At 72.2% G+C, this 21,855-nt stretch carries 24 protein-coding genes and 1 riboswitch; of the genes, 9 read left to right on the top strand and 15 right to left on the bottom strand.

The window, feature by feature from the left end; all coding sequences use genetic code 11:
- Positions 1 to 6 precede the first annotated feature (6 nt).
- From IE226_RS23815 to IE226_RS23805, 3 genes are read right to left on the bottom strand one after another with little or no spacing between them, the layout of a single operon-like run.
- On the bottom strand, positions 7 to 1,299 hold the full coding sequence (locus IE226_RS23815; RefSeq protein WP_190083353.1) for an amidohydrolase family protein: 1,293 nt from the start codon (positions 1,297 to 1,299) through the stop codon (positions 7 to 9).
- A 10-nt stretch (positions 1,300 to 1,309) separates the two neighbouring features.
- The gene (locus IE226_RS23810; RefSeq protein WP_190083352.1) at positions 1,310 to 2,194 is read right to left on the bottom strand and encodes an SDR family NAD(P)-dependent oxidoreductase; all 885 of its coding nucleotides are present in this window, start codon (positions 2,192 to 2,194) and stop codon (positions 1,310 to 1,312) included.
- A 1-nt stretch (position 2,195) separates the two neighbouring features.
- Positions 2,196 to 2,993: an acetoacetate decarboxylase family protein gene (locus IE226_RS23805; RefSeq protein ID WP_190083351.1), complete on the bottom strand. Its 798-nt coding sequence runs from the start codon at positions 2,991 to 2,993 to the stop codon at positions 2,196 to 2,198.
- 82 nt (positions 2,994 to 3,075) lie between these two features.
- Here IE226_RS23805 and IE226_RS23800 point away from each other — a divergent pair, with 82 nt between their 5' ends.
- The 5 genes from IE226_RS23800 to IE226_RS23780 all read left to right on the top strand — a co-directional run bounded on the left by IE226_RS23800 (position 3,076) and on the right by IE226_RS23780 (position 6,853).
- Positions 3,076 to 3,759 (top strand): TetR/AcrR family transcriptional regulator, encoded by a 684-nt coding sequence (locus IE226_RS23800; RefSeq protein WP_229871494.1) that lies wholly within the window; start codon positions 3,076 to 3,078, stop codon positions 3,757 to 3,759.
- 60 nt (positions 3,760 to 3,819) lie between these two features.
- Positions 3,820 to 4,824 (top strand): DEDDh family exonuclease, encoded by a 1,005-nt coding sequence (locus IE226_RS23795; protein ID WP_190083349.1) that lies wholly within the window; start codon positions 3,820 to 3,822, stop codon positions 4,822 to 4,824.
- Between the two features lie 90 nt (positions 4,825 to 4,914).
- Positions 4,915 to 5,148, top strand: a complete 234-nt coding sequence (locus IE226_RS23790; RefSeq protein ID WP_190083348.1) for a metallothionein — start codon at positions 4,915 to 4,917, stop codon at positions 5,146 to 5,148.
- Positions 5,149 to 5,232: 84 nt separating this feature from the next.
- Positions 5,233 to 6,024 (top strand): SURF1 family cytochrome oxidase biogenesis protein, encoded by a 792-nt coding sequence (locus tag IE226_RS23785; protein WP_190083419.1) that lies wholly within the window; start codon positions 5,233 to 5,235, stop codon positions 6,022 to 6,024.
- A gap of 73 nt (positions 6,025 to 6,097) precedes the next feature.
- Positions 6,098 to 6,853, top strand: a complete 756-nt coding sequence (locus IE226_RS23780; protein WP_190083347.1) for an SDR family oxidoreductase — start codon at positions 6,098 to 6,100, stop codon at positions 6,851 to 6,853.
- Positions 6,854 to 7,073: 220 nt separating this feature from the next.
- Here the strand turns inward: IE226_RS23780 and amaP are convergent, their stop codons facing one another.
- From amaP to IE226_RS23755, 5 genes are all read right to left on the bottom strand, one after another.
- Positions 7,074 to 7,652: an alkaline shock response membrane anchor protein AmaP gene (amaP, locus tag IE226_RS23775; RefSeq protein WP_190083346.1), complete on the bottom strand. Its 579-nt coding sequence runs from the start codon at positions 7,650 to 7,652 to the stop codon at positions 7,074 to 7,076.
- Positions 7,653 to 7,657: 5 nt separating this feature from the next.
- Positions 7,658 to 8,380 carry a DUF6286 domain-containing protein gene (locus tag IE226_RS23770; RefSeq protein WP_373307019.1) on the bottom strand — a complete coding sequence of 241 codons (723 nt, stop codon included), beginning with the start codon at positions 8,378 to 8,380 and terminating at the stop codon, positions 7,658 to 7,660.
- Entirely contained in the window at positions 8,377 to 8,721 is a 345-nt protein-coding gene (locus tag IE226_RS23765; RefSeq protein ID WP_190083345.1) for an Asp23/Gls24 family envelope stress response protein, read from the bottom strand. The genes IE226_RS23770 and IE226_RS23765 overlap by 4 nt, the downstream gene beginning before the upstream one ends.
- Before the next feature lie 3 nt (positions 8,722 to 8,724).
- Positions 8,725 to 8,913 (bottom strand): hypothetical protein, encoded by a 189-nt coding sequence (locus IE226_RS23760; protein WP_190083344.1) that lies wholly within the window; start codon positions 8,911 to 8,913, stop codon positions 8,725 to 8,727.
- A gap of 72 nt (positions 8,914 to 8,985) precedes the next feature.
- Positions 8,986 to 9,483, bottom strand: coding sequence for an Asp23/Gls24 family envelope stress response protein (locus IE226_RS23755; protein ID WP_190083343.1), 498 nt, complete (start codon positions 9,481 to 9,483; stop codon positions 8,986 to 8,988).
- A gap of 93 nt (positions 9,484 to 9,576) precedes the next feature.
- Between IE226_RS23755 and IE226_RS23750 the strand changes: the two genes are divergently transcribed.
- Positions 9,577 to 10,323, top strand: coding sequence for a nucleopolyhedrovirus P10 family protein (locus IE226_RS23750; RefSeq protein WP_190083342.1), 747 nt, complete (start codon positions 9,577 to 9,579; stop codon positions 10,321 to 10,323).
- Between the two features lie 80 nt (positions 10,324 to 10,403).
- Here the strand turns inward: IE226_RS23750 and IE226_RS23745 are convergent, their stop codons facing one another.
- The 4 genes from IE226_RS23745 to IE226_RS23730 form a co-directional block, all read right to left on the bottom strand.
- Positions 10,404 to 11,216 carry an enoyl-CoA hydratase/isomerase family protein gene (locus tag IE226_RS23745; protein ID WP_190083341.1) on the bottom strand — a complete coding sequence of 271 codons (813 nt, stop codon included), beginning with the start codon at positions 11,214 to 11,216 and terminating at the stop codon, positions 10,404 to 10,406.
- 166 nt (positions 11,217 to 11,382) lie between these two features.
- The gene (locus IE226_RS23740) at positions 11,383 to 11,604 is read right to left on the bottom strand and encodes a helix-turn-helix domain-containing protein (protein ID WP_055550175.1); all 222 of its coding nucleotides are present in this window, start codon (positions 11,602 to 11,604) and stop codon (positions 11,383 to 11,385) included.
- 394 nt (positions 11,605 to 11,998) lie between these two features.
- Complete coding sequence (locus IE226_RS23735) at positions 11,999 to 13,597, bottom strand: ABC-F family ATP-binding cassette domain-containing protein (RefSeq protein ID WP_190083340.1); 1,599 nt, start codon at positions 13,595 to 13,597, stop codon at positions 11,999 to 12,001.
- A gap of 91 nt (positions 13,598 to 13,688) precedes the next feature.
- On the bottom strand, positions 13,689 to 14,465 hold the full coding sequence (locus IE226_RS23730; protein ID WP_190083417.1) for a PQQ-binding-like beta-propeller repeat protein: 777 nt from the start codon (positions 14,463 to 14,465) through the stop codon (positions 13,689 to 13,691).
- A 255-nt stretch (positions 14,466 to 14,720) separates the two neighbouring features.
- Here IE226_RS23730 and ypfJ point away from each other — a divergent pair, with 255 nt between their 5' ends.
- Positions 14,721 to 15,611, top strand: a complete 891-nt coding sequence (ypfJ, locus tag IE226_RS23725; RefSeq protein ID WP_190083339.1) for a KPN_02809 family neutral zinc metallopeptidase — start codon at positions 14,721 to 14,723, stop codon at positions 15,609 to 15,611.
- A gap of 4 nt (positions 15,612 to 15,615) precedes the next feature.
- On the opposite strand, the gene IE226_RS23720 is transcribed toward ypfJ, so the two are convergent.
- From IE226_RS23720 to IE226_RS23710, 3 genes are all read right to left on the bottom strand, one after another.
- The gene (locus tag IE226_RS23720; protein ID WP_190083338.1) at positions 15,616 to 17,070 is read right to left on the bottom strand and encodes a lysozyme family protein; all 1,455 of its coding nucleotides are present in this window, start codon (positions 17,068 to 17,070) and stop codon (positions 15,616 to 15,618) included.
- Positions 17,071 to 17,158: 88 nt separating this feature from the next.
- Complete coding sequence (locus tag IE226_RS23715) at positions 17,159 to 18,295, bottom strand: alpha/beta hydrolase family protein (RefSeq protein ID WP_190083337.1); 1,137 nt, start codon at positions 18,293 to 18,295, stop codon at positions 17,159 to 17,161.
- 138 nt (positions 18,296 to 18,433) lie between these two features.
- Positions 18,434 to 19,138 carry a class II aldolase/adducin family protein gene (locus IE226_RS23710; protein WP_190083416.1) on the bottom strand — a complete coding sequence of 235 codons (705 nt, stop codon included), beginning with the start codon at positions 19,136 to 19,138 and terminating at the stop codon, positions 18,434 to 18,436.
- Positions 19,139 to 19,995: 857 nt separating this feature from the next.
- Between IE226_RS23710 and IE226_RS23705 the strand changes: the two genes are divergently transcribed.
- Positions 19,996 to 21,270, top strand: a complete 1,275-nt coding sequence (locus IE226_RS23705; protein WP_190083336.1) for an inorganic phosphate transporter — start codon at positions 19,996 to 19,998, stop codon at positions 21,268 to 21,270.
- A 9-nt stretch (positions 21,271 to 21,279) separates the two neighbouring features.
- Positions 21,280 to 21,531: a hypothetical protein gene (locus tag IE226_RS23700; RefSeq protein ID WP_190083335.1), complete on the top strand. Its 252-nt coding sequence runs from the start codon at positions 21,280 to 21,282 to the stop codon at positions 21,529 to 21,531.
- A 141-nt stretch (positions 21,532 to 21,672) separates the two neighbouring features.
- Positions 21,673 to 21,825: riboswitch (cobalamin riboswitch) on the top strand.
- The last annotated feature ends 30 nt before the right edge of the window (positions 21,826 to 21,855 follow it).

Below are 21,855 nucleotides of genomic sequence, written 5' to 3'. Positions count from 1 at the left end.
CTTCGGTCATGTCTGTGCCCCCAGTACCGGGAAGTCGTGGTCGGTCAGCCAGTGGCGTCCGACCTCGCGCGAGCGCGCCCAGGACGCCTCTACGGCCGCCTGGCCCGCGGCGTCGGCCTCCTGCCCGAGGTCGGCGGGCGTGGGGCCGATACGGCGGGCCAGCGGCACCAGCTTCGCGGTGTCGAAGCCGAAGACGTCGGCCGCCGCGAGACCCAGCATCCGGCGGGTCTCCCCCACCGGGATGTCGTGGAAGGTTTTCTTCAGCCACGCGCGCGTGTCGGGCCAGGTGCCTTCGGGGTGCGGGAAGTCGCTGCCCCAGAGGATGTTGTCGACGCCGATCTCGTAGCGCTGGGCGAGTTCGCGGCGCTTGGTGTTGGTGGCGCAGACGAAGATCTGCCGGTCCAGGTACTCGTGCGGGGGCCGCTTGAGCTCGGCGAACGGGGAGAGCTTCTTGCCGCCGTGCGCGCCCAGGTAGAGGCGGTCCATGAACCACAGGAGATTCGGCAGCCACCAGCAACCGGACTCCGCGACGCCGAACTTCAGCCCCGGATGACGCTCGAAGACGCCCGACCAGAGCATGAACCACAGCGGCCGCGCGGGCCACCAGGTCACTTCGGAGACGTAGATCCCCAGATGGTCGCCGTACTCATGGCGGGGCGCCGCCCCGGAGTGGGTCATCACCGGCATCGCGCACTCGGCCGCCGCCGCCCACACGGGGTCGTAACGCCGGTCGTGGTAGGGCGCCTTGTCGACCCACATGGAGGGGATCATCAGCGCGCCGAGCCCGGACTCCTTGGCCCGGTGGACCTCGGCGACGACCCGGTCGACCTCGCCCGTGACGGGCAACAGCGCGACCCCGCAGTGCCGTTCGGGGTGCTCGGACACGAACTCGGCCAGCCAGCGGTTGTGCGCCTGCGCGCCCGCCATGCCGAGCTCCGGGTCCTGGTCACCGGAGAGCCCGAGGCCCACCCCGAAGGGCGCCGCCGTCTGGCTGTCGACGGCGTCCGCGTCGGGGAAGACGACCTCGGCGGCCACCCCGTCGCCGTCGAGCTCCTTGAGGCGCTGCGCGGTCTCCCAGCCGCCGCGCAGGCCCTCCTCGTTGTCCTCGAACCACTTGGCGGCGAACGCGTCGTTGCGGATACCGAGCCGCGTCGCCTCCTCGCGGCGGGCGTCGCGCTCCCCCAGGAACTGGTCGAAGTCCCGGTGGAAGCGGCTGTCGAGATAGGGCCGGTACTCCTCGGTGGGGAGCCCGGCGTGGCAGTCGGAGGAGATGATCAGGTAGGGATCCTGGTCGGTCATCACGTGCCCTTCAGTCCAGAATGAAGCTCTCCAGATACGCCGGGTCCGCGCGGTCCAGCATCGACCGCGACCTGGCCTTGATCTGCCGGTCGCTGTGCTCGCTCTCCGGGAGCAGCCAGAAGCGGTCGGCCGCTATCCCCTCCGCCACGAAGTCCGCCACCTGCTCGACGGGCGTGAACTCCACCTCGCGGCCCGCGTCCTTCATCGCGGCTTCCCACTGGTCGAGGCTGCGGTAAGGGGTCTTGCGGGGGCGGGACTTGGCATAGCGGTCGGGGCGGTTGCGGTGCGACTCCCACAGGCCCGTGCGCAGCATGTGCGGCCCCGGGAAGAGCACGGAGGCGCCCACGCGCGCGTGCTCCGCCTTCAGATGCGCGTACAGGGACTCCGTCATCGTCACGACGGCCGCCTTGGTGACCGCGTACACGGACGCCGTCGGCAGCGGTGCGATGCCGCCGTCGCCGGAGGACGTGTTGACGACATGGCCGGGCTCGCCGCCCTCGATCATCCGGGGCACGAACGCCTGGATGCCGTGGAAGACGCCCCACACATTGACCTCGAACGCCCACTTCCAGTCGTTCGGCTCGTGCTCCCACATGCGGCCCTCTGCGCCGGAGCCGACACCCGCGTTGTTGCACAGCACATGGACGGCGCCGAACTTCTCGTACGCCGCTTCGGCGAGGGCGAAGACCTGCTCGCGCGAGCCGACGTCGACCACGCGCGCGTGCACGCTCGCCCCGTCCTCGCGCAGCCCGGCCGCCGCCTTCTCCAGGGCGCCCTCTTCGACGTCCGCGAGGACCACCTTCAGGCCGTCCGCCGCGAACCGCCGCGCCATCGCGAGGCCGATTCCGCTCGCCGCGCCCGTGACGACGGCGACCTGCCCTTCCCGCAACTCCATCTCAGACGCTCCCCTCGGGCGGCCCGTCGAGGATCTGCTGCGGGTCGTCGTAGCGCTGGTGGATGTACGGCAGGAGCGCCTGCGCGCTGACGCGCTCGGCCACCCGGCCCCGCTGGTCGGTGGTCTTCTCGCCGACGGTGATCTCGACGACCGCGTGTACGGGGAGGTCGGCGACGGGGTCGTACATCGACTCGCGCAGCACGACGTCCCCGGTGATGCCCTCCAGCTTGCGCACCTTCTCGTTGCGCACGCAGTGCACGAGCACCGGATCCGCGTCGAAGCCCGAACCGTCCACCGCGGGCAGGAACTTGAAGTAGAAGTCCGTCTTCCGGACCGGCTCCGGAATCGGCAGGGCTCCGTTGACGGCGCCGCGCACCTCCACGAAGGCGATGCCGTGCCGGGCCAGCCAGGCCCGGACGACCAGGCCGTCGCGCTCCACCTCGACCTCGCCCAGCTTCTTCGGCTCCCCGAAGACCTCGCGCCCGCCGATCAGCGCCCGCTCGTGGGTCATCGGCATGACAAGGGGATACCAGCCCCGCACCCCCTGGTGCTCGGCGGCGACGGCCACCGAACCCGCGCCGAGCGGATAGCCGGGCAGGTCGACCTTGCTGATGTTGGCCCGCACCAGCGGCCGGCTGCCGGGCTTCAGCGGAGGTGGCAGGACGGCCGCCACCGCATCCGGGTCGCTCTCCCAGACGGCCACCACACCGGTGGACCAGATGTCGGGCAGCTTCGAACTCGCGGCGCGCGCCGCGGCGATCTCCGCCTCGGTGCGCGCTCCATACCGTACGCGTGCCATGCCGTACCACCCTTCGTCAGGACTCCGACAGGACTACAAGAGGTCTTGCGGGCGGTTCTGTAACACAGTTACAACAGGAGTCGTGAAGAGTGAAGAGACGCGTACGCATCCGGACCGGGAACGCGGGCATCTCGACCGGGAGCAGGTCCTCGCCGCCGCCACGGCCCTCGTGAAGCAGCACGGCCCCGGGGCCCTGACGATGCGCAGGCTCGCCGCCGAACTCGGCACCGCCGTCACCTCGATCTACTGGCACGTCGGCAACCGCGAGTCGCTCCTCGACGCCCTCGTAGAGCGCACCCTGGCCGACCTCGGCGCCATCCGGCCCGCCGGCCGCACCCCCGAGCGACGCATCGTCTCCGTGGCGCGCGCCCTGCGCCGGCAGCTGCGCGGCCACCCGCACCTCGTCGCGATGGTGCACGAACGCGGCCTCACCGAGCGGATGTTCCTGCCCGCCCAGCAGGTCCTCGTCCACGAGGTGCACGCGGCGGGCCTGCGCGGCACCCGCGCCGCCGACGCCGTACGCGCCGTACAGGTCCACGTCGTCGGCCACCTCCTGGTCGAGCGGTACCGCGAACGCGCGCCCGTACAGCGGCCCGGCGAGGAGGAGCTGTGGGGCGGGCAGACGGCCGAGCAGGATCCGGCACTCGCCCGCGCCCTCGCCCGGCCCGCCGACCCCGAGACACTGTTCACCGTGTCGGTGACCGCACTGGTGTCCGGACTTCTCACCCCGGGGCCCCCGCCTCCGGCGACCGAACCGGCCAAGTGACCGACCCGCGCACAGGACCGGGGAGCTGACTGTCAGTCGCGGCCCGTATCCTCATGGACCATGCTCGAAGACCAGACGACCGCAGCGTCCGCAGCCACCTGGCCGGCCGCGTACCCAACGGGGTACGCGGTCGTCGACGTCGAGACCACGGGCCTCGCCCGCGACGACCGCATAGTGTCGGCTGCCGTCTACCGCCTGGACGCCCGGGGCGAGGTGGAGGACCACTGGTACACGCTGGTCAACCCCCAGCGCGATCCCGGCCCCGTATGGATCCACGGCCTCACCACCGAGCTCCTCGCGGACGCGCCCCTCTTCAAGGACATCGCCGACGAGTTCGCCGCGCGTCTCGCCGACCGCGTCCTGGTCGCCCACAACGCCGTATTCGACTGGTCGATGATCGCCAGGGAGTACGCACGCGCGGAGCTCACCGCGCCCGTGCGCCAGCGCCTGTGCACCATCGCGCTCTCCAAGGAGCTGCGGCTCCCGCTGCCCAACCACAAGCTGGAGTCGCTCGCCGCGCACTTCGGCGTCGAGCAGCGCCAGGCGCACAACGCCCTCGACGACGCGCGCGTGCTCGCCGAGGCGTTCCGCCCCAGCCTCAAGGCCGCGGCCGGCGGCGGGGTGCGGCTGCCGCTCCTGGAGTGCCTCCCGCTCACCGAGTGGTCCGACGGCGCGCCCCGGATCGTCCGCCAGCCCGGGCCGGGCTCCTCGTACTCGTCGTACTCGTCGTCCGGTCCGGGAAGTTGGCGCCCCTCGCGCAAGCGGCCCGCCTGCCCGTACCCCAACCCGGGTCGGTACGAACCGGGCAAACCACTCCAACAGGGCATGCGTGTCGCGTTCTCCGGCGACACCTCCGTCGAGCGCGAGCTCCTGGAGGACCGGGCGGTCGAGGCCGGTCTGCACATCGCGACCAGCCTGTCCCGGCTGACCAGCCTGCTCGTCACGAACGACCCGGATTCGGGCACCTCCAAGACCGTGAAGGCGCGCTCCTTCGGCACGCCCGTCATAGACGAGGCCGCGTTCGGCCAGCTTCTCCAGGACGTCGCTCCGGCGGCGGAGGGCTGAGCCGCCCGGCGGGCGTCAGACGGGTGATTGTCGGCCCGGCTACCGCCTGCTTGCTCGCATGCGGGCGCCTCGCGTCCCACCCTGTGGCGCATGGCACGTTGCGAGGTCTGCGGAAACGACTACGGCATGTCCTTCGAGGTGCACGCGCAAGGCGCCGTGCACGTCTTCGACTGCTTCTCCTGCGCCATTCACCGGATGGCGCCCATCTGTGAGCACTGCCGGTGCCGGATCATCGGACAGGGCGTGGAGGTGGAGGGGAAGTGGTACTGCGGTGCGCACTGCTCGCGCGCGGAGGGGCAGGTGGGCATCGTCGACAGGGTGTGACCCGGACTCCGGCGCACGGCCCCTGACCACCGCCCGAAGCACCCCACTCCTGTGCACCCCATGGCCGAGTTGTACCGTCATGGGGTGTACCGCTTCCTGTTGACCCGGCAGTGGGTGATCCTTACCCTCATCGGCCTCGTTCTCATCCCCACGATGATCGAGCTGGGCTTCTGGCAGTTGCACCGCCACGAGCACCGCGTGGCGCAGAACGCGGAGATCTCGAAGGCGCTGGACGCTGATCCGGTCCCGGCCGAGCGGCTGACCTCGCCCGGCCACTCCGTGGCGGACTCCGAGCGCTACCGCAGGGTGAGCGCGCACGGCACGTACGACACCAAGGACGAGGTCGTCGTGCGGCGCCGCACGAACTCCGACGAGGAGATCGGCTTCCACGTCCTGACCCCGTTCGTCCTCGACAACGGCAAGGTCCTGCTCGTCAACCGGGGCTGGATCCCGGCGAACGGACCGCAGACCGAGTTCCCGAAGGTTCCCGCGCCGCCCAAGGGCAAGATCACCGTCACCGGCCGTCTGATGGCCGACGAGACGTCCGCGCAGAGCGGCATCAAGGACGTCCGGGGACTGCCGGACCGTCAGATCATGCTGATCAGCAGCGGGCAGCAGGCGCACAGCCTCGGCAAGGAGGTTCTCGGCGGCTACGTCGAGCTGACCTCGCCGGAGCCCGCCGGGGACTCCCCCCAGCTGATCGGCGAGCCCGAGCACGGCGACATCGGCCCGCACATGGCGTACGCCGTCCAGTGGTGGCTGTTCTGCACGGGTGTCCCCATCGGCTGGGTGGTCCTGGTGCGCAGGGAGCTGAAGGACCGCCGCGCGGCCGCCGCGGAGGCGCCGGCGCCGGAGGCCACGCCGGCTTCGGTGTAGCGCCGCCGTCGTCGCGTTCCGTCGTCGCGTTCGGGCCTCGCGTTCCGCCCTTGCGAGGCGGCAGGATAGGGCCATGGATCTTGGACTGAAGGACCGCGTCTACGTCATCACCGGTGCCACCCGCGGCCTGGGCAACGCCGCCGCGCGTGCGCTGGTCGCGGACGGCGCGAAGGTACTGATCACCGGCCGGGACGAGAAGACGGTCGCCGAGGCGGCGGGCGAACTCGGCGAGAACGCCCGCGGTATCGCGGCGGACAACGCCGATCCGGCCGTCGCCGACCGGCTCATCGCCGCCGCTCGCGAACATTTCGGGCGTTTCGACGGTGTGCTGATCAGTGTCGGCGGGCCCGCGCCGGGCTTTGTCGCCGACAACACGGACGAGCAGTGGGAGTCGGCCTTCGAGTCGGTCTTCCTCGGGGCGGTCCGCCTTGCCCGCGGCGCGGCGGCGGAACTCGGCGAGGGAGGCGTCATCGGCTTCGTCCTCTCCGCCTCCGTGCACGAGCCGATTCCGGGCCTGACGATCTCCAACGGGCTGCGGCCGGGGCTCGCGGGCTTCGCGAAGTCCCTCGCCGACGAGGTCGGGCCGCGGGGCATCCGCGTCGTCGGGCTGCTCCCGTCCCGTATCGACACGGACCGGGTACGACAGTTGGACGGCCTCTCCGCGGACCCCGAGGCCACCCGTGCGGGCCACGAGTCGCGTATCCCGCTGCGGCGGTACGGCACTCCGGAGGAGTTCGGCCGAACGGCGGCGTTCTTCCTCTCACCCGCGGCGTCGTACCTGACGGGCGTCATGCTGCCGGTGGACGGCGGGGCACGGCACGGGTTCTGAGCCCCGGGCGTCCGGGATCGCCGGACGGGCTGCGGGCTCAGCGACGCGGCCTGTCCGGCGGCGAGGGCGGACGAACTCTTCGACTCACGCGCCCGGCGACCCTCGGGCGGACTCGTCAACGCGCCCGCCCGACCAAGCGGCACGGACTCGCCACCCCAGCCGCTCGACGAACCCGGCCGAACCCATCACCCCGCCCGGTCGGCGAACCCGGACGAACCCGTCAGCTCACCCGTTCGGCCCGGTGCTTCACGCCCCGCAGTTGCACCACCGCGGGCAGGTGGTCGAGGCCCGCCGAGTCTCTTGCGTGCGCCAGCGCCTCCACGGAGAGTCGGTGCAGCGCCTCCCCCGGCGTGGCATGGGGTTCCAAGTGCAGGGACACCCTCGCCTCCGGAGCGTTGCGGCGGCCCGTCAGGGAGACTGCGGCACGCTGCACGCCCTCCAGCGACTCCGCCTCCCCCACCAGCACGTTCTCCAGGGCCCGCCCCCGCAGCAGAGCCCCCTCGCCGTCGCCGGTCTCCACGAGCACCTCGGCCAGCCTCCGCCGCCGGAACTGCGCCACCAGCCACCACAGTGCGAGCAGCAGGCACACCGCCAGTACGGCGATCACCGCGGGCCAGAACCAGCTCTCGTCCCGCCACCGCTCCCGGTCCGCGTCGCTCAGCAGGACGTCACGCTTCCCGTCGTGGACCCACCAGGAGGGTGGCGGCGCCCCGAGCCCGACGGCGAGCACCGAGCCGCCCCCGAGCACCAGCAGCAGGCCGATCAGGCCGAGCACCACACGATTGACCGTCTTCAGCATCGCGCTCAGCCTTTCCTGCCGGGCCGCGCCACCCGCACCGAGAGCGCGGGGCCGCGACCGAGACCCAGGTCCCTGATGCCGTCGGCCAGCGTGTTGTCCAGGTCGCCGCGTACGTCGTCGAGTTCGCGGAAGTGCGAGACGGCGCGGACGTCCACCTTGGAGCGCTTCATACGGACCCGCACCGACTGCACGCCCGCCACGTCCATAGCCCGGTCCCGCAGCACCATCGCGGCGGCGCCCCGATGCAGGCCCGCCCGGATGTCCGGGTCCTCGCGCCGCATCGCGAGGACCGCCCGGAGGCCGGGGGTCGCGGCGAGCACGATCAGCCACACCCCGGCGGCCGCGGCCACCCCGGCGCCGACGAGGACCCACGTGTCCTTCAGGGGCCGCTCGGCGAGTTCGCGCGCGAGGTCACCGCGCCACCCCATGGCGGAGTGCCCGGCCCGCACCGCCGCGATGTCGTACAGCAGGAGCCCCGCGCCGCCGAGGAGCAGCAGCGCGACGACGGCGGCGGGCACGCGTCGCGGTGACCAGAAGCGGGACGGCTTCGCGTTGTCGGGCAGGGTGGGCGGCGTGGGCGACGGATCGTACGACGCCGCGGACGCCGACTGGTCGAGTTCGCTGCCGGTCCGTTCGACGACGGGTACCGGCTGTGTGCCGCCCATGCCGCCCGCACTGCCCGCACCACCTGCGCCGCCCGCCGCATGAGACCCCTGAGACTCGCTCATCGCGTCCTCCCCTGTGCCGCGCCGCGCACGTGTGCCGAGTGCAGCCGCTCGACCTGGACCGCGACCTCCGGCACTTCCATTCCCGCCAACGCCTTTACCCGTTCGGTGACTTGGCGACGCACCGCACCGCACTGCCCGCCGATGTCCGAGGGGTAGTCGAGATCGACGCTCACGCGCACATGGGCGACGTCATGGCGCACGGTGACGGTCGCGTGCGGCGGCGAGCCGTTCGCGGGCACCCGCGTCAGCGCCTCGCGTGCCGCCTGTGCGGCGATCTTCGCTACGACCCGGTCGGCGATCCTGGTCGCACCGCGCTCCCCGGGCGCGACCTGTGCCGCCACGGCTCACCGCCGCCGGTCGTCGCCACGGGTACGGAAGAAGTCGCCGAGCTCCAGGTCCCCCTCGAGGAACCGGCCCGCGACAAACCCTATGGCGCCCAATGCGGCCACCAGCAAAAACGCCCCGAACCCGCCGAAGTACCCGGCGAAGCCGAGTGCCATTCCGGCCACCATGCCGATCACGGCCCTGCTCATCGTGCACTCCTTGAGTTCGCGCTCCCGGCGACAGCGTTACTGAAGGCGGCCTTGTTGCGGAAGGCGGCGCCGTTACTGAAGGCGGCCTTGCGGCTCATCGTCTTCCTCGTCCGGGAGCTTTACGTCGCTCACCGCGATGTTGACCTCGACGACTTCGAGCCCGGTCATCCGCTCGACCGCGGAGATGACGTTCTCCCGCACGGCGCGCGTGACGTCCGCGATCGAGACGCCGTACTCGACGACGATCTCCAGGTCGAGCGCCGTCTGTACCTCGCCGACCTCCGCCTTCACGCCGCGCGATACGGACTTGGCGCCCGAGCCGCCGGGCACCCGGTCGCGCACGGCGCCGAATGTCCTTGCGAGGCCGCCGCCCATGGCGTGCACGCCGACGACATCGCGGGCCGCGAGCCCGGCGATCTTCTCGACGACGCCGTCCGCGATGGTGGTGCGCCCGCGGGTCGCGGGATCTCCGCCGCCCCTCCTGGTCGAGCCGCTCTTCCCCGTCGCCTCGTCGGGGGACTCCTTCGCGAGGGTCTCCTGGGGCCGGTTCCGCTGTCCGGTGTCACTCATCGCCGTCTGTCCCTTTCGAAAGGGGATCTGCTCCTTCGCCCACACTAAGTGCGGTTACGTCCTCGCGCGCCAGGGATGCGGCAGGCTGGGGCAATGACCGGTGACGGATGGACCGATGCGGTACGGCGACAGCTCGGCCTGGGGCGCGTTCTTCCCCTGGGCGGACCCGGTGACGGCGCCTGGCTGACCGAGGCGTGCGCGGGCGGAGTACTGCGCCATGCGGCGGAACAGGTGAGCGGCGTTCGTCTCGGCGGCCTGCGCCTCGCGCTCGCCGATCCCACTACGGCAGAGGCCTCCTCCGTACCGCCACCGCCGAGTGCGCTGCCGCCGGGTCCGCTGCGGATCACCGCGGAATTCGCGGCCGAGCCGACCGAGCCGCTTCCCGTGGCCGCGGCCCGGCTCCGGACGGCTCTGTTCGCGGCGGCCGACGAGCGGCTCGGCCTGGTGGTCGCGGAGGTGGATCTCAACGTGACGACGCTGCTCGACGCGGGCGAGTCGACCCCCGTCGGCGTACCGCCGGACACGGCGTCCGCGAGGACCCCGCCGGACGGAGCGCAGCCGACCGCCAAGGACGGGGACGAGGCCACCGCGGCCGGCGCCGCGCTCGCCGTGCCGGGCGTGCGGCGGCTGACCGGCGCGCTCGGCGGACTCGGCCGCGCCGTCCACATCGAAGAGTTGCCGACGACGCGGGCCGCGCTGCCACGCCGCCACGCGCGCGTGGAACTGGCAACAGCCCGCGACCACCGCTCCCTGGACGTGGCACTCGCGGTCCGCACGGCAATCGGCCAAGCCCTGAAGGACCACCCATCGGTGGCCGTCCTGGTCACCGCGGTGGAGTGAGGAACTGACCACCGGGATGGCATGAGGGCCGGCCGCCACGGCGCCGGGAAAGGCTGACCACCCCGACCCCGCGGAAGGTGTCAGTCGCCGAGGCCCGCCAGGTCCCGGAGGCGGCGGCCCTGGGCGGCGCGCTCCGCCGTGCGCTGGTCCTCGTAGGTCCGTGCGGACGCGCCCTGCAAGAGGGTCTTGGTCTCGATGACGGCGTCCCGCGGCGCGGCCAGCAGCGCTGCCGCCAGATCGGCCACGGAGGCGTCGAGCTGGTCGGCCAGTACGACGAGGTTGGCCAGGCCCACACGTTCCGCCTCGGGCGCCTGGACGAACCGACCGGTGGCGCAGATCTCGAGCGCGCGGGCGTAGCCGACAAGCCCCACGAGGGGGTGCGTGCCGGTGAGGTCGGGCACCAGGCCCAGGCTGGTCTCGCGCATGGCGAACTGCACGTCGTCGGCGACGATACGCAGGTCACAGGCGAGCGCGAGCTGGAAGCCCGCACCGATGGCGTGCCCCTGCACGGCGGCGATGGACACGATGTCACTGCGCCGCCACCAGGTGAACGCCTCCTGGTACTCCGCGATCGTCGCGTCGAGGACATCGTCCTCACCGCGTGCGAGATCGATGAATGACGGCTCACCGTCGAAGCCCTCGGGCGTGAACGCCTGGCGGTCGAGGCCCGCGGAGAAGGACTTGCCCTCACCGCGGAGCACGACGACACGGACACTGCCCGGCAACAACCGGCCTGCCTCGGCCAACGCCCTCCACAGCGCGGGAGATTGGGCGTTGCGCTTGGCCGGGTTGGCCAGCGTCACCGTGGCGACGGCCTCGTCGACAGTCAGGCGTACGCCGTCCTTGTCGAGTACCGGTGCGGATCCGCCGAGTTCACTGCCGGGCGAAACCATGGGGGCCTCCGATGGTGGTGTGCGGTCGGTCCGGACGCACGTACGCGCCCGTAAGTGACTGCACAGTAACCACCCGGCCGATGCGGTACTCCCCCAGGTCCCGTTAAGGGCTGGGGAACGATCGACCGGGTGGCCACCGTCGGAGCCGGTGAACCGCCCGCAGCCGTCAGCCGGCTGCGGCCTTCTTGCCTCGCGTAGCCCCGCCGCGTCCCCGCAGCGTGACTCCGGACTCGCTGAGCATGCGGTGCACAAAACCGTACGAACGGCCGGTCTCCTCGGCCAACGCCCGGATGCTCGCACCGCCGTCGTACTTCTTCTTCAGGTCTGCCGCGAGCTTGTCGCGCGCGGCGCCGGTTACCCGGCTGCCCTTCTTCAGAGTCTCGGCCACCCGTGCCTCCTCATGGGAAGTGCGCTCTGGACTTCTCATGATCACCCCTCTTGGGCTTCCTGGCCACCCATTCGGCAAGGTCCGTACGACGAGGTTTCCCGCAAGGGAAGACGACACCACGAGCGGAATTACTGATTCCGTGTGCTGAATTCCAGGCGGCGGATTCGGTTGCCGACAGAAGTGCCAGGTCAGCGCGGTGGCGGAGGAAAAACCCCGCCACGCCCACGACCTCCAAGAAAATCCGTGTATCCCACACCTCGGTACGAGGAGACCTCACACAGATGAAGGATCACGGATCGGCCGAATGATCCATACGCAGTGGATCAGTTATTCGATCAACCAATGTGGACGCCTCGCCTGACCTGTGCGGCCCCGGCGGCCGGGGCCGCGCGGGTCAGGCGAGGGCGACCAGATCGGCGTAGTCCTGGCCCCACAGGTCCTCGACCCCGTCGGGCAGCAGGATGATCCGCTCCGGCTGGAGTGCCTCCACGGCGCCCTCGTCGTGCGTGACGAGGACGACCGCGCCCTTGTAGGTGCGAAGGGCGCCCAGGATCTCCTCGCGGCTGGCCGGGTCGAGGTTGTTCGTGGGCTCGTCGAGGAGCAGCACGTTGGCGGAGGAGACGACCAGGGTGGCGAGCGCCAGACGGGTCTTCTCGCCGCCGGACAGGACGCCCGCGGGCTTGTCGACGTCGTCGCCGGAGAAGAGGAACGAACCGAGCGTCTTGCGCACCGCCACGAGGTCGAGGTCGGGAGCGGCCGAGCGCATGTTCTCCAGGACCGTGCGGTCCGGGTCGAGGGTCTCGTGCTCCTGGGCGTAGTAGCCGAGCTTGAGGCCGTGGCCCTCGATGACCTGTCCGGTGTCGGGCTTCTCGGCGCCGCCGAGCAGCCGCAGGAGCGTGGTCTTGCCCGCGCCGTTGAGGCCGAGGATGACCACGCGCGAGCCCTTGTCGATGGCGAGGTCGACGTCGGTGAAGATCTCCAGGGAGCCGTACGACTTGGAGAGCCCCTCCGCCATCAGCGGGGTCTTGCCGCAGGGTGCGGGGTCCGGGAAGCGCAGCTTGGCGACCTTGTCGCTCTGGCGCACCTCCTCCAGACCGGCGAGGAGCTTGTCGGCGCGCTTGGCCATGTTCTGGGCGGCGACGGTCTTGGTGGCCTTGGCGCGCATCTTGTCGGCCTGCGAATGGAGCGTCGCGGCCTTCTTCTCGGCGTTCTGGCGCTCGCGCTTGCGGCGCTTCTCGTCGGACTCGCGCTGCTGCTGGTAGAGCTTCCAGCCCATGTTGTAGACGTCGATCTGGGCGCGGTTGGCGTCCAGATAGAAGACCTTGTTGACGACCGTCTCGACCAGTTCGACGTCGTGGGAGATCACGATGAAGCCGCCGCGGTAGGACTTGAGGTAGTCCCTGAGCCAGACGATGGAGTCGGCGTCGAGGTGGTTCGTCGGCTCGTCGAGGAGCAGGGTGTCGGCGTCCGAGAAGAGGATGCGGGCCAGCTCGACTCGGCGGCGCTGGCCTCCGGAGAGCGTGTGCAGGGGCTGGCCGAGCACGCGGTCGGGGAGGCTGAGCGCGGCGGCGATGGTGGCGGCCTCGGCCTCGGCGGCGTACCCGCCCTTGGTGAGGAACTCCGTCTCCTGGCGCTCGTACTGCCTCATCGCCTTGTCGCGGGTGGCGCCCGAGCCGTTGGCGATGCGCTGTTCGTTCTCGCGCATCTTGCGGATCAGGGTGTCGAGGCCGCGGGCGGAGAGGATGCGGTCGCGGGCAAGGACGTCCAGGTCGCCGGTGCGCGGGTCCTGCGGGAGGTAGCCGACCTCGCCGGAGCGGCTGATGGTGCCGCCGGCCGGGACGCCCTCACCCGCGAGGCACTTGGTGAGCGTGGTCTTGCCCGCTCCGTTGCGTCCCACCAGGCCGATGCGGTCGCCCTTGGCGATACGGAAGGTGGCGTTCTCGATGAGGATGCGGGCGCCGGCGCGCAGCTCGATGCCGGATGCGGTGATCACGGACAGACTCCAGGACAGGGGGATGGACGGCGGAAGTTTGCGAGGCGATCACGCCGTCTAGTGCACGAGGAGAATGGCCATGAGGCCAATTCTAACGGGGCGGTGCAAGCTCTTTTCCTGCCCGGGTTCGTACGTCGCCGGGGGCACCGTCCGGCAGCTCGTTGCCCAGGGGGGTTCGCCGGGGCACGAGCCGCCCGAGGTCGTCCACGGCGATCAGCTGTGAGGTCCACGGCGTCGAGGCGTCGCCGCAGGGCTGGGCGACCATCAGGGCGGCGCGGTGACGCACGGAACGGGCGGGCTCGAAGGCGCAGCCCGGTTCGGCGGGCAGCACCCAGCGCAGGTCCCCGTCGGCGCTGCGATAGGCGGCGATGCGCTGCGGGGTGATGACGGCGAGCATCCGGCCGCGGGGGTCGAGCCGGTTGAGGACTCCGGCGGCGCCGCGGGCGGCAGGGGAGCCGAGCCAGGCGGCGCTGCCGGGGATGGCCCGGTGCCAGCGGACGGCGCTGCCGTCGGTCCGCGCGGTGTCGGTGACCAGGCCGTCGTCCCAGAGCGTGACGGCGTGCCCGGTGGCGGTGAGCAGGGCGAGCGGCCGGGCTCCTTCGCGCGTGTAGGTCCAGCGCGGGCGGCCCGTCGTCCTGTCGTACGCCTCGACCGCGCGGCCCCTGGTCCGCAGGCCGGGGGCGGCCGTGCCGGTGTCCACGCGCGCGTGGACGCTGACGTGGTCTCCGTAGGGGGCCGGTCGCGAGTGGTGGGCGGCGGTGATGAGCGGCAGGGCGAGGAGGCCGAGGACCACCGGGAGCGCGAGCCGGGAGCCGCGGCGGGCGGGCGCGGGGCGCACGGGCCCGGCGCCGGACGCCTCGAACGGCATTACGGACACGACGCTCCCCCTCTTCGGCATCTCTGCCGGTACCTCTGTCCACGCAACAGGCGCAGAGCGTAGCGGCGGTGTCACCGTGCGGGCCCGGGCCATGGCCGCGACACGGCGCGCCGGTCGGCAGGGGTCCCCCGTTCGGACCCCCGTCCGGCGCCGCGCGGGGTGGGGCATATCAGGATGAAGGCGCCGGTATCTCGGCACAGGGCGGCACGACGCCGCCCCGGACGCGAGGCAGAGGGTGGTGCGCCCATGCGGTTCGACGACGACGCCGACCTGGACACGTCCGAGGTGCAGGACGTGCGCGGCAGCCGGATTCCCGGCGGCAGGGCGACGGTCGGCGGCGGCGTCGCGGGCCTGATCGCACTGGTCCTCGGGCTGCTCTTCGGGGTCGGCCCGGACCAGCTCGGCCTCTCGTCGGGCGACGAGGAGCCCGCCGCGACCTCCTCGTCCCTCGCACAGGTGCAGCAGGGCTGCCGTACGGGCCGGGACGCGAACGCCAAGGACGACTGCCGCATGGTGGCCGTGGTCAACAGCGTGCAGGACTACTGGCGCCCGGAGTTCCGGCGCAGGCAGGGCACCTACTCCGCCGCGCCGACCGTTCTGTACACGAGCCGGGTGGGCACGGCCTGTGGCGCCGCGTCGTCGGCGGTCGGCCCCTTCTACTGCCCCGGGGACCGGAAGGTCTATCTGGACCTGGGCTTCTTCGACGAGCTGCGGACCAAGTTCGGTTCGAGCGGCGGGCCGTTCGCGCAGGCGTACGTCGTGGCGCACGAGTACGGGCACCACGTGCAGAACCTGATGGGGACGCTGGAGCGCTCGCAGGACGGGCGTACGGGACAGAACAGCAACGCCGTGAAGGTGGAGCTGCAGGCCGACTGCTACGCGGGGGTCTGGGCGCGGCACGCGACCCGCACCCCCGACGACAGGACGGGCAGGCCGCTGATCACCAGCCTCGACGACGCGGACATCCGCGAGGGCCTGGACGCGGCGGCGGCCGTGGGCGACGACCGCATCCAGGAGAAGTTCCAGGGCCGGGTCACCCCCGAGTCCTGGACGCACGGCTCGGCCGAGCAGCGCCAGCAGTGGTTCTACCAGGGCTACCGGGCCGGCGACATGGCGCAGTGCAACACCTTCCGGTGAGCCGCTACACCCCGCCGGTGTGCACCTGGAAGGCCGCCCGGCGCACGGCCTTGGCGAGCGCCGGGTCGGGGTGGGCCGCGGCCAGCGCCACCAGGACCTGGACCGTGCGGGGGTGGCCGATGCGCCGGACCTCGTCCAGGAGCGCGGGCACCGTGGGCTGCACCGCGGACTCCAGGTGCCGTACGAGGAGATGGGTCTCCCCGTGGTCGGCGACCGCCGCGGCGGTGTCGACCCACAGCCACGTCGATTCGTCCCGGGTCAGGACGAGGTGGACGTCCTCGGGGTCGGCGCCCTCCTGCTCGGCGAGCCAGATGAGGGCGTAGGGCCGCAGGGGGGTCTCGTCCACGACGGCACGCACCTCCGCCTCGGCCGGGGCCCCGACGACGCGCAGGGCCTCGAAGGCGAGGCCGCGCAGGAGGGCGTCCTCGCCGCGGGCCGCCTCCAGGAGCTCGGCGACGGCGCTGCCGACGGGGCGGGCCGCGAGCCACGCGCGGTACTCGGAGCGGGCCGCGTTCGGGCGCAGGCGCGCGCAGCCGCGGAGCATGTCCTCCGCGGACTGCTCGATGTTCCCGGCCGGGCTCTGCGCGGCCACGCAGATCTGCTCCAGCTTGACCCAGACGGCCCAGCTGCCGAGCGGCGTGAGCGTGGCCTGTCCTTCGGCGTACGTCAGCGCGCCGACGGCGGCGAGGCCGCGCAGTGCCCAGTCGAGGAGGGTGGCGAGGGCCGGGGTCTCGGCCGGCGCGACCGGCTCGGCGGGCTCGGGCTGCGGGCCGTAGGGGATCTCGCAGCGTTCCGTGCGCAGTTCGGTGACGCGTTGCTCGAGGAGGTCGAGGAGCTGCGGCACGGGGACGGGGCCCGCGGAGAGCTGGAGCAGGGTGAGGAGCTGCGGCATGGCCTCGACGGTCTCGGCCACGATGGCGGGCGGCAGCTCACGGGAGGCCGCCTGCGTGAGCGACCAGGCGTCGAAGAGGGCGACCCAGCCGCGCAGCACGGCGGCGTCGTCGCGGTCCCAGGCGCGCAGCCGCCAGCCGGGGCGTGCGCTGTCGCCGTGCACCTCGATGAGACCGGCGAGCCGTGCGGTGTCCCAGTCGGCGCGTACCTGATCCGGGGTCAGCGCGAGTTCTTCCGCCGCGCGTTCGGCGGTGGCGGCGGAGAGGGTGCCCCTGCCGTCGCCCGTGGCTCCGGCGCGGCCGCGTCCGGGGCGCAGGGCGGTGTCGGCCCAGCGGGCGACCCGGACGGCGTCGGCGAGGCGTCCCCGCGCCATCCTGGCCAGCTCGCCCGGGGCGGGTGTGCCCTCGGGCGGCCGGGGTGCGGGACGGCGCGCACGCTGCTGTGTCACGGCGCCGGGGGCGGTCAGGGGCCGCGCTGTACCGCGCTCCGCCCCCGCTCGCCTCTCGGCCCTGGGGGATTGAGCGCGGACGAGTCGGAGCCTTGAGTCGCGCGGGATACGGGACGTCACGGGAGCAGTCTTCCTGTTGACGGTCCGAAAACCCAAACGGAATGCCCGTACGGGGCTTCGGAGGGCCGCGTCGACGGGCCCCGGGTCGCTACATGAGGGGCGTGAGGAAGCGCCGCAGCGCCTCTTCGTAGCCCACGGGGTCGGCGTTCCACATGGCTCCGTGGGGCGCATCCGGAACCGTGTGGAGGGTGACCAGTTCCGGGCGCATCTCCGCCAGTTGACGGGACGGCGCCCAGGGGGCGATCACGTCGTCGGGGCCGTGGAAGAGAAGGGTGGGGACCTTGAGCGCTCCGGGGTCGGCGGTCTCCAGGATGCGGTCGCCGCGCAGCCCTGTACGGCCCTGGGCGGCGCGCACCGCGAGCGGCAGAAGGAGCCCGGGCGTGCGCCGGGCGGCGGCGAGCGCGCGCAGGGTGGTCTCCCAGTTGAGCACCGGGGAGTCGAGGACGAGCCCGCTGATCCTCTCGCGCAGGGCCGAGTGCGCGGCGGCGTGCAGGACCATGGCGGCGCCGGTGGACCAGCCGTGCAGGATCACGTTCTGCGCGCCGTGCCGCACGGCGTAGCGGATGGCGGCGTCCAGGTCGTGCCACTCGGTCTCGCCGAGGTGGCCGAGGCCGTCCGGGGAGCGGGGCGCGCCGAGGTCGCCGCGGTAGGCGATGTCGAGCACGGGGAACTGCTGGTGGTGCAGGAAGTCCATGACGACCATGGGGTGCTCGCGGGTCGTGCCGAGGCCGTGCACGGTGATCACCCACGTGTCGCGGACGCCCGGCACGAACCAGGCGGGCAAACCGCCGAGTTCGCCGGGGATGTCGACGTCCGCGTGGTCGATGTCCAGGGCGGCGTACGGGTCGCCGATGTGGACCTGCGGGGTGAGCCAGACCTTCGCGCCGGGTTCCAGGGTGCCGTGCGTGACGCGTTCGAGTCGGCGTACGACGGTGTCCGCCTCGTGCGGCGCGGCGTCCAGGACGGGCCCGATCACGGCATGGCTGCCGTTGCCGCTCAGGCCGTACGTGCCGGGACGCAGGCTCGCGAGGGCGCGGGTCAGGGTGATCTGGCCGTCGGCGGCCGAGTGGACCGTGAGGCGGGGCTCGGTCGGCAGCGGGCGGCCCGCCGCCGGCTTCAGGGCCGCGTTGCTGGCGAACCGGCCCGCGGCGACGGCGGCTGCGCCGCCCAGGAGGGCGGTCGTGACGGCGGTGACGGCCGTTGCCGTCGCTTTGGCTGGGCGCACCTGCCCAGTCTCCGGCGAGCGAGTGGCCACGGCCAGTGGGCGTAGCCCGCGGGGTGACGTCATGCGGCCCCGCGTACCCGCGGGCGGTGCTCCGAATCCGTGTTCCCGCGGCGGAACCACCTCGGACGCGGCGGCCCCTCAGCGCTGGCCGTAGCCCCGCAGTCTGTCCTCCGCTTCCCGCAGCTGTCCCGGGGACAGGAGCGTCGGGGCGTGGCCCGGGATCGCGCTGGCCGTCAGCCAGAGGCGGCACATCCACTCCAGCTGGGCCGTGCGGTCATACGCCTGGTCCAGGGTGGTTCCGTAGGTGAGGGTCCCGTGGTTCTGGAGCAGGCAGCCCGTGCGTTGCCTGAGGGCCCTGAGCATGTGCTCGGCCAACTCGTCGGAGCCATAGGGCGCGTACCGGGCGACCCGGACCGGGCCGCCGAGCGCGGCCGCCATGTAGTGGATGGGCGGCAGTTCGGGGACGAGGGTGGAGACGGCGGTGGCGTGCACCGCGTGGGTGTGGACCACGGCTCCCGCGTCCGTGGTGCGGTAGACGGCCAGGTGCATGGGAAGTTCGCTGGTGGGAGCGAGGTCGCCGAAGAGCCGGTTGCCGTCCGCGTCGACGCCGACCGCGTCCCCGGGTCCGAGCCGGTCGTACGGCACTCCGCTGGGGGTGACCAGGATGGTGGCGCCGACGCGCACCGAGACGTTCCCCGAGGTGCCGACCACCAGGCCGTCCGCCACCGTTCGGCGGGCCGCGGCCACCAGCGCGTCCCACGCCCGCGCGATCGCGTCCTGCTGCCCCTGGCCCGCCTGCCCCGCCACGTTCCGCTGCCCGGTCACTTCCCACTGCTCCGTCATGCCCGGCCGCCCCGCCGCGTCCCGCTGCTCCGTCACGTCCCGCTGCTCCGCCGCGCCCGACCGCCCCGCCGCGCCCGGCTGTCCCGTCACCTTCCGCTGCCCCTCGCCCGGCTGTCCCGTCACGTCCCGCTGCCCCTCGCCCGACTGCTCCGTCCCGCCCGGCTTCGTCGTGTCCCGCTGCCCCGCCGCGCCCGGCTGCCCCGTCACGTCCCGCTGCTCCGTCATGCCGTGATCCTGTCAGTCCGGGCGGCGGGACCGTAGGACGGAATTCAGGAGTCGGAGGATGGCCCCTGACCGCCCGTGCCCTCCCACGACCGCCCGTGCCCGCACATAGACCGCCCGCCGTCCCGACGCGCCGCGCGCCCGCGTCATCGCGGCCTCGGCGGCGACTCATACACTTCTCCGGCCCCCGGACGGACCCCCTCGCCGAGATTCCGGTTTCGGGGCGGGCGAGGCGGAAGGGCATGACCTCTCCTCGTGCCGGAAGCACACCGTCCGGCGGTGCCGGGCACCTCGTCCCGCAGGAGGCCGGCCACGCATCGCGTCTCGCGTTCCGGCGGTACGAAAACGGCGGCGGCGGGCTGCCGGGTGATCAGGATCTCTTCGACGGCTCGCTGAACCAGCTGAGGCGATTCGCCCGCGGACAGTGCGAGGGTGGGCAGGGTGGAACGACACCCCGGAGGCCCGGATTCCGGGCCGCACCGCGCCGCTCGGGCCGGCCTTCGACGGGGGCGCGACGGAACCGGAGTGCGATTGCCTCGTATTGGGTCACCGCACGGCCCGACCCAGTTCACTTTCCGTTCACCCTGCTTGCTTACGTTCCACTTGCCACTGACGTCCAACAGAAGCCTGGGTAAATGGAACACATCACGCTTCTCCTCGGGATCGTGATCGTTACCGCTCTCGTGTTCGATTTCACGAACGGTTTCCACGACACAGCCAACGCGATGGCCACAACCATCTCGACTGGCGCCCTCAAGCCCAAGACGGCGGTGGCCATGTCCGCCGTGCTGAATCTCGTCGGCGCATTCCTGTCGGTCGAAGTCGCCAAGACGATCTCTGGCGGCATCGTCAACGAGGACGGACTGAAGACAGAGGTGATCTTCGCGGCCCTGGTGGGCGCGATCCTCTGGAATCTGTTGACCTGGCTGGTGGGCCTGCCCTCCAGCTCCTCCCACGCACTCTTCGGCGGCCTCATCGGAGCCGCGGTCATGTCGATGGGCTGGTCGTCGATCAACGGCGGCACCGTCGTCACCAAGATCCTGATCCCCGCGATCGCCGCGCCCCTCGTGGCCGGTATCGCCGCGACGCTGGCCACGCGCCTGACGTACCGCATCGGGCGCAACACCGACACCAAGGCGACCGCCAAGGGCTACCGCACCGGTCAGATCGCCTCCGCGGGCCTCGTCTCGCTGGCGCACGGCACGAACGACGCGCAGAAGACCATGGGCATCATCACGCTCGCCCTGATCACCGGCGGCGTCCTGAACCCCGGCGCCAACCCTCCGATGTGGGTCATCGTCTCGGCCGGCGTCGCCATCGCGCTCGGCACCTACCTCGGCGGCTGGCGCATCATCCGCACCATGGGCAAGGGCCTCACGGACCTCGCGCCGCAGCAGGGCTTCGCCGCCCAGACCAGCGCCGCGACCGCGATCCTCGCCTCCTCGCACATCGGCTTCTCGCTCTCCACCACCCAGGTCTGCTCGGGCGCCGTGATGGGCGCGGGCCTCGGCCGCAAGGGCGGCGTGGTCCGCTGGTCCACGGCGACCCGCATGTTCGTCGCCTGGGGCCTCACGCTCCCGGCCGCGGGTCTGGTCGGCGCGGGCGCGGAGTTCCTCACCAAGCAGGGCCCCTGGGGCGTCGGCGCGACCGCCGCGCTCCTGGTGATCGGCTCCGCCGTCATCTGGACGCTGTCCCGGCGCAACGCCGTGGACCACACGAACGTCGCCGACGACGAGATCGGCGCCGCTCCGGCCGCCGAGCCCGCCGGCGTCGTGACCACCGCGATGGCCGCCGTCACTCCGCCGCCCACCGGGTCGGCCGTGGCGAGCGCCGACGTCGACTTCGTCAAGGCCACCATCGCGTCCCCGACCGGCACCGCGGCGGACCCCGCCCGGCCCGCCACGGTGTAAGGACACAGCATGAACATCGACTGGGCAGCACTCGGCTCCGTCTTCGGAGTCAGCCTCGCGGTGACGGTGGCCCTGGTGGGCCTGTTCACCCTCGGCATCGTCGCCCTCTCCAAGCGAGAGACGGCAACATCCGGCGCCGCCACCCCGGCAACCGCTTCCTCCGCGGGCAGCGCTCCGATGGCGGCGCGCACGGGAGCGTACGTCTGCTTCGCACTCTGCGCGGCGGCCGTGGCGTACGGGATCTATCTGATCGTCGCCTGACATCTGACCTGACCGTCGCCCGACGATCACAGCTCAGGGCGGGGTGCGGGACGCTTCGGCGGCCCGCACCCCGCCTTTGTGCGTGGGCCGGGCTGTGGGCCTCGGCACACTCTCCCGCCCCAGGTCAACGGCAAGTTGACGGGCGTACGTGGGCGTGGTGGACTGCCGGAGCCATTACGGCGGCAGGTGAGGAAGCCGGTGCGAATCCGGCGCGGTCCCGCCACTGTCATCGGGGAGCCGGGTCAGCCGGACTCCCCGGGAGCCAGGAACTCTCGCCGCCGATCTCGTCGAATCAGGGCGCGGACACCCTGAGTGAGGACATAT

This window comes from Streptomyces longisporoflavus, assembly GCF_014649775.1.
Lineage (GTDB): Bacteria > Actinomycetota > Actinomycetes > Streptomycetales > Streptomycetaceae > Streptomyces > Streptomyces longisporoflavus.
The sequence above is the reverse complement of the archived record's forward strand: the minus strand, read 5'-3'. Positions and strand labels throughout refer to the sequence as shown.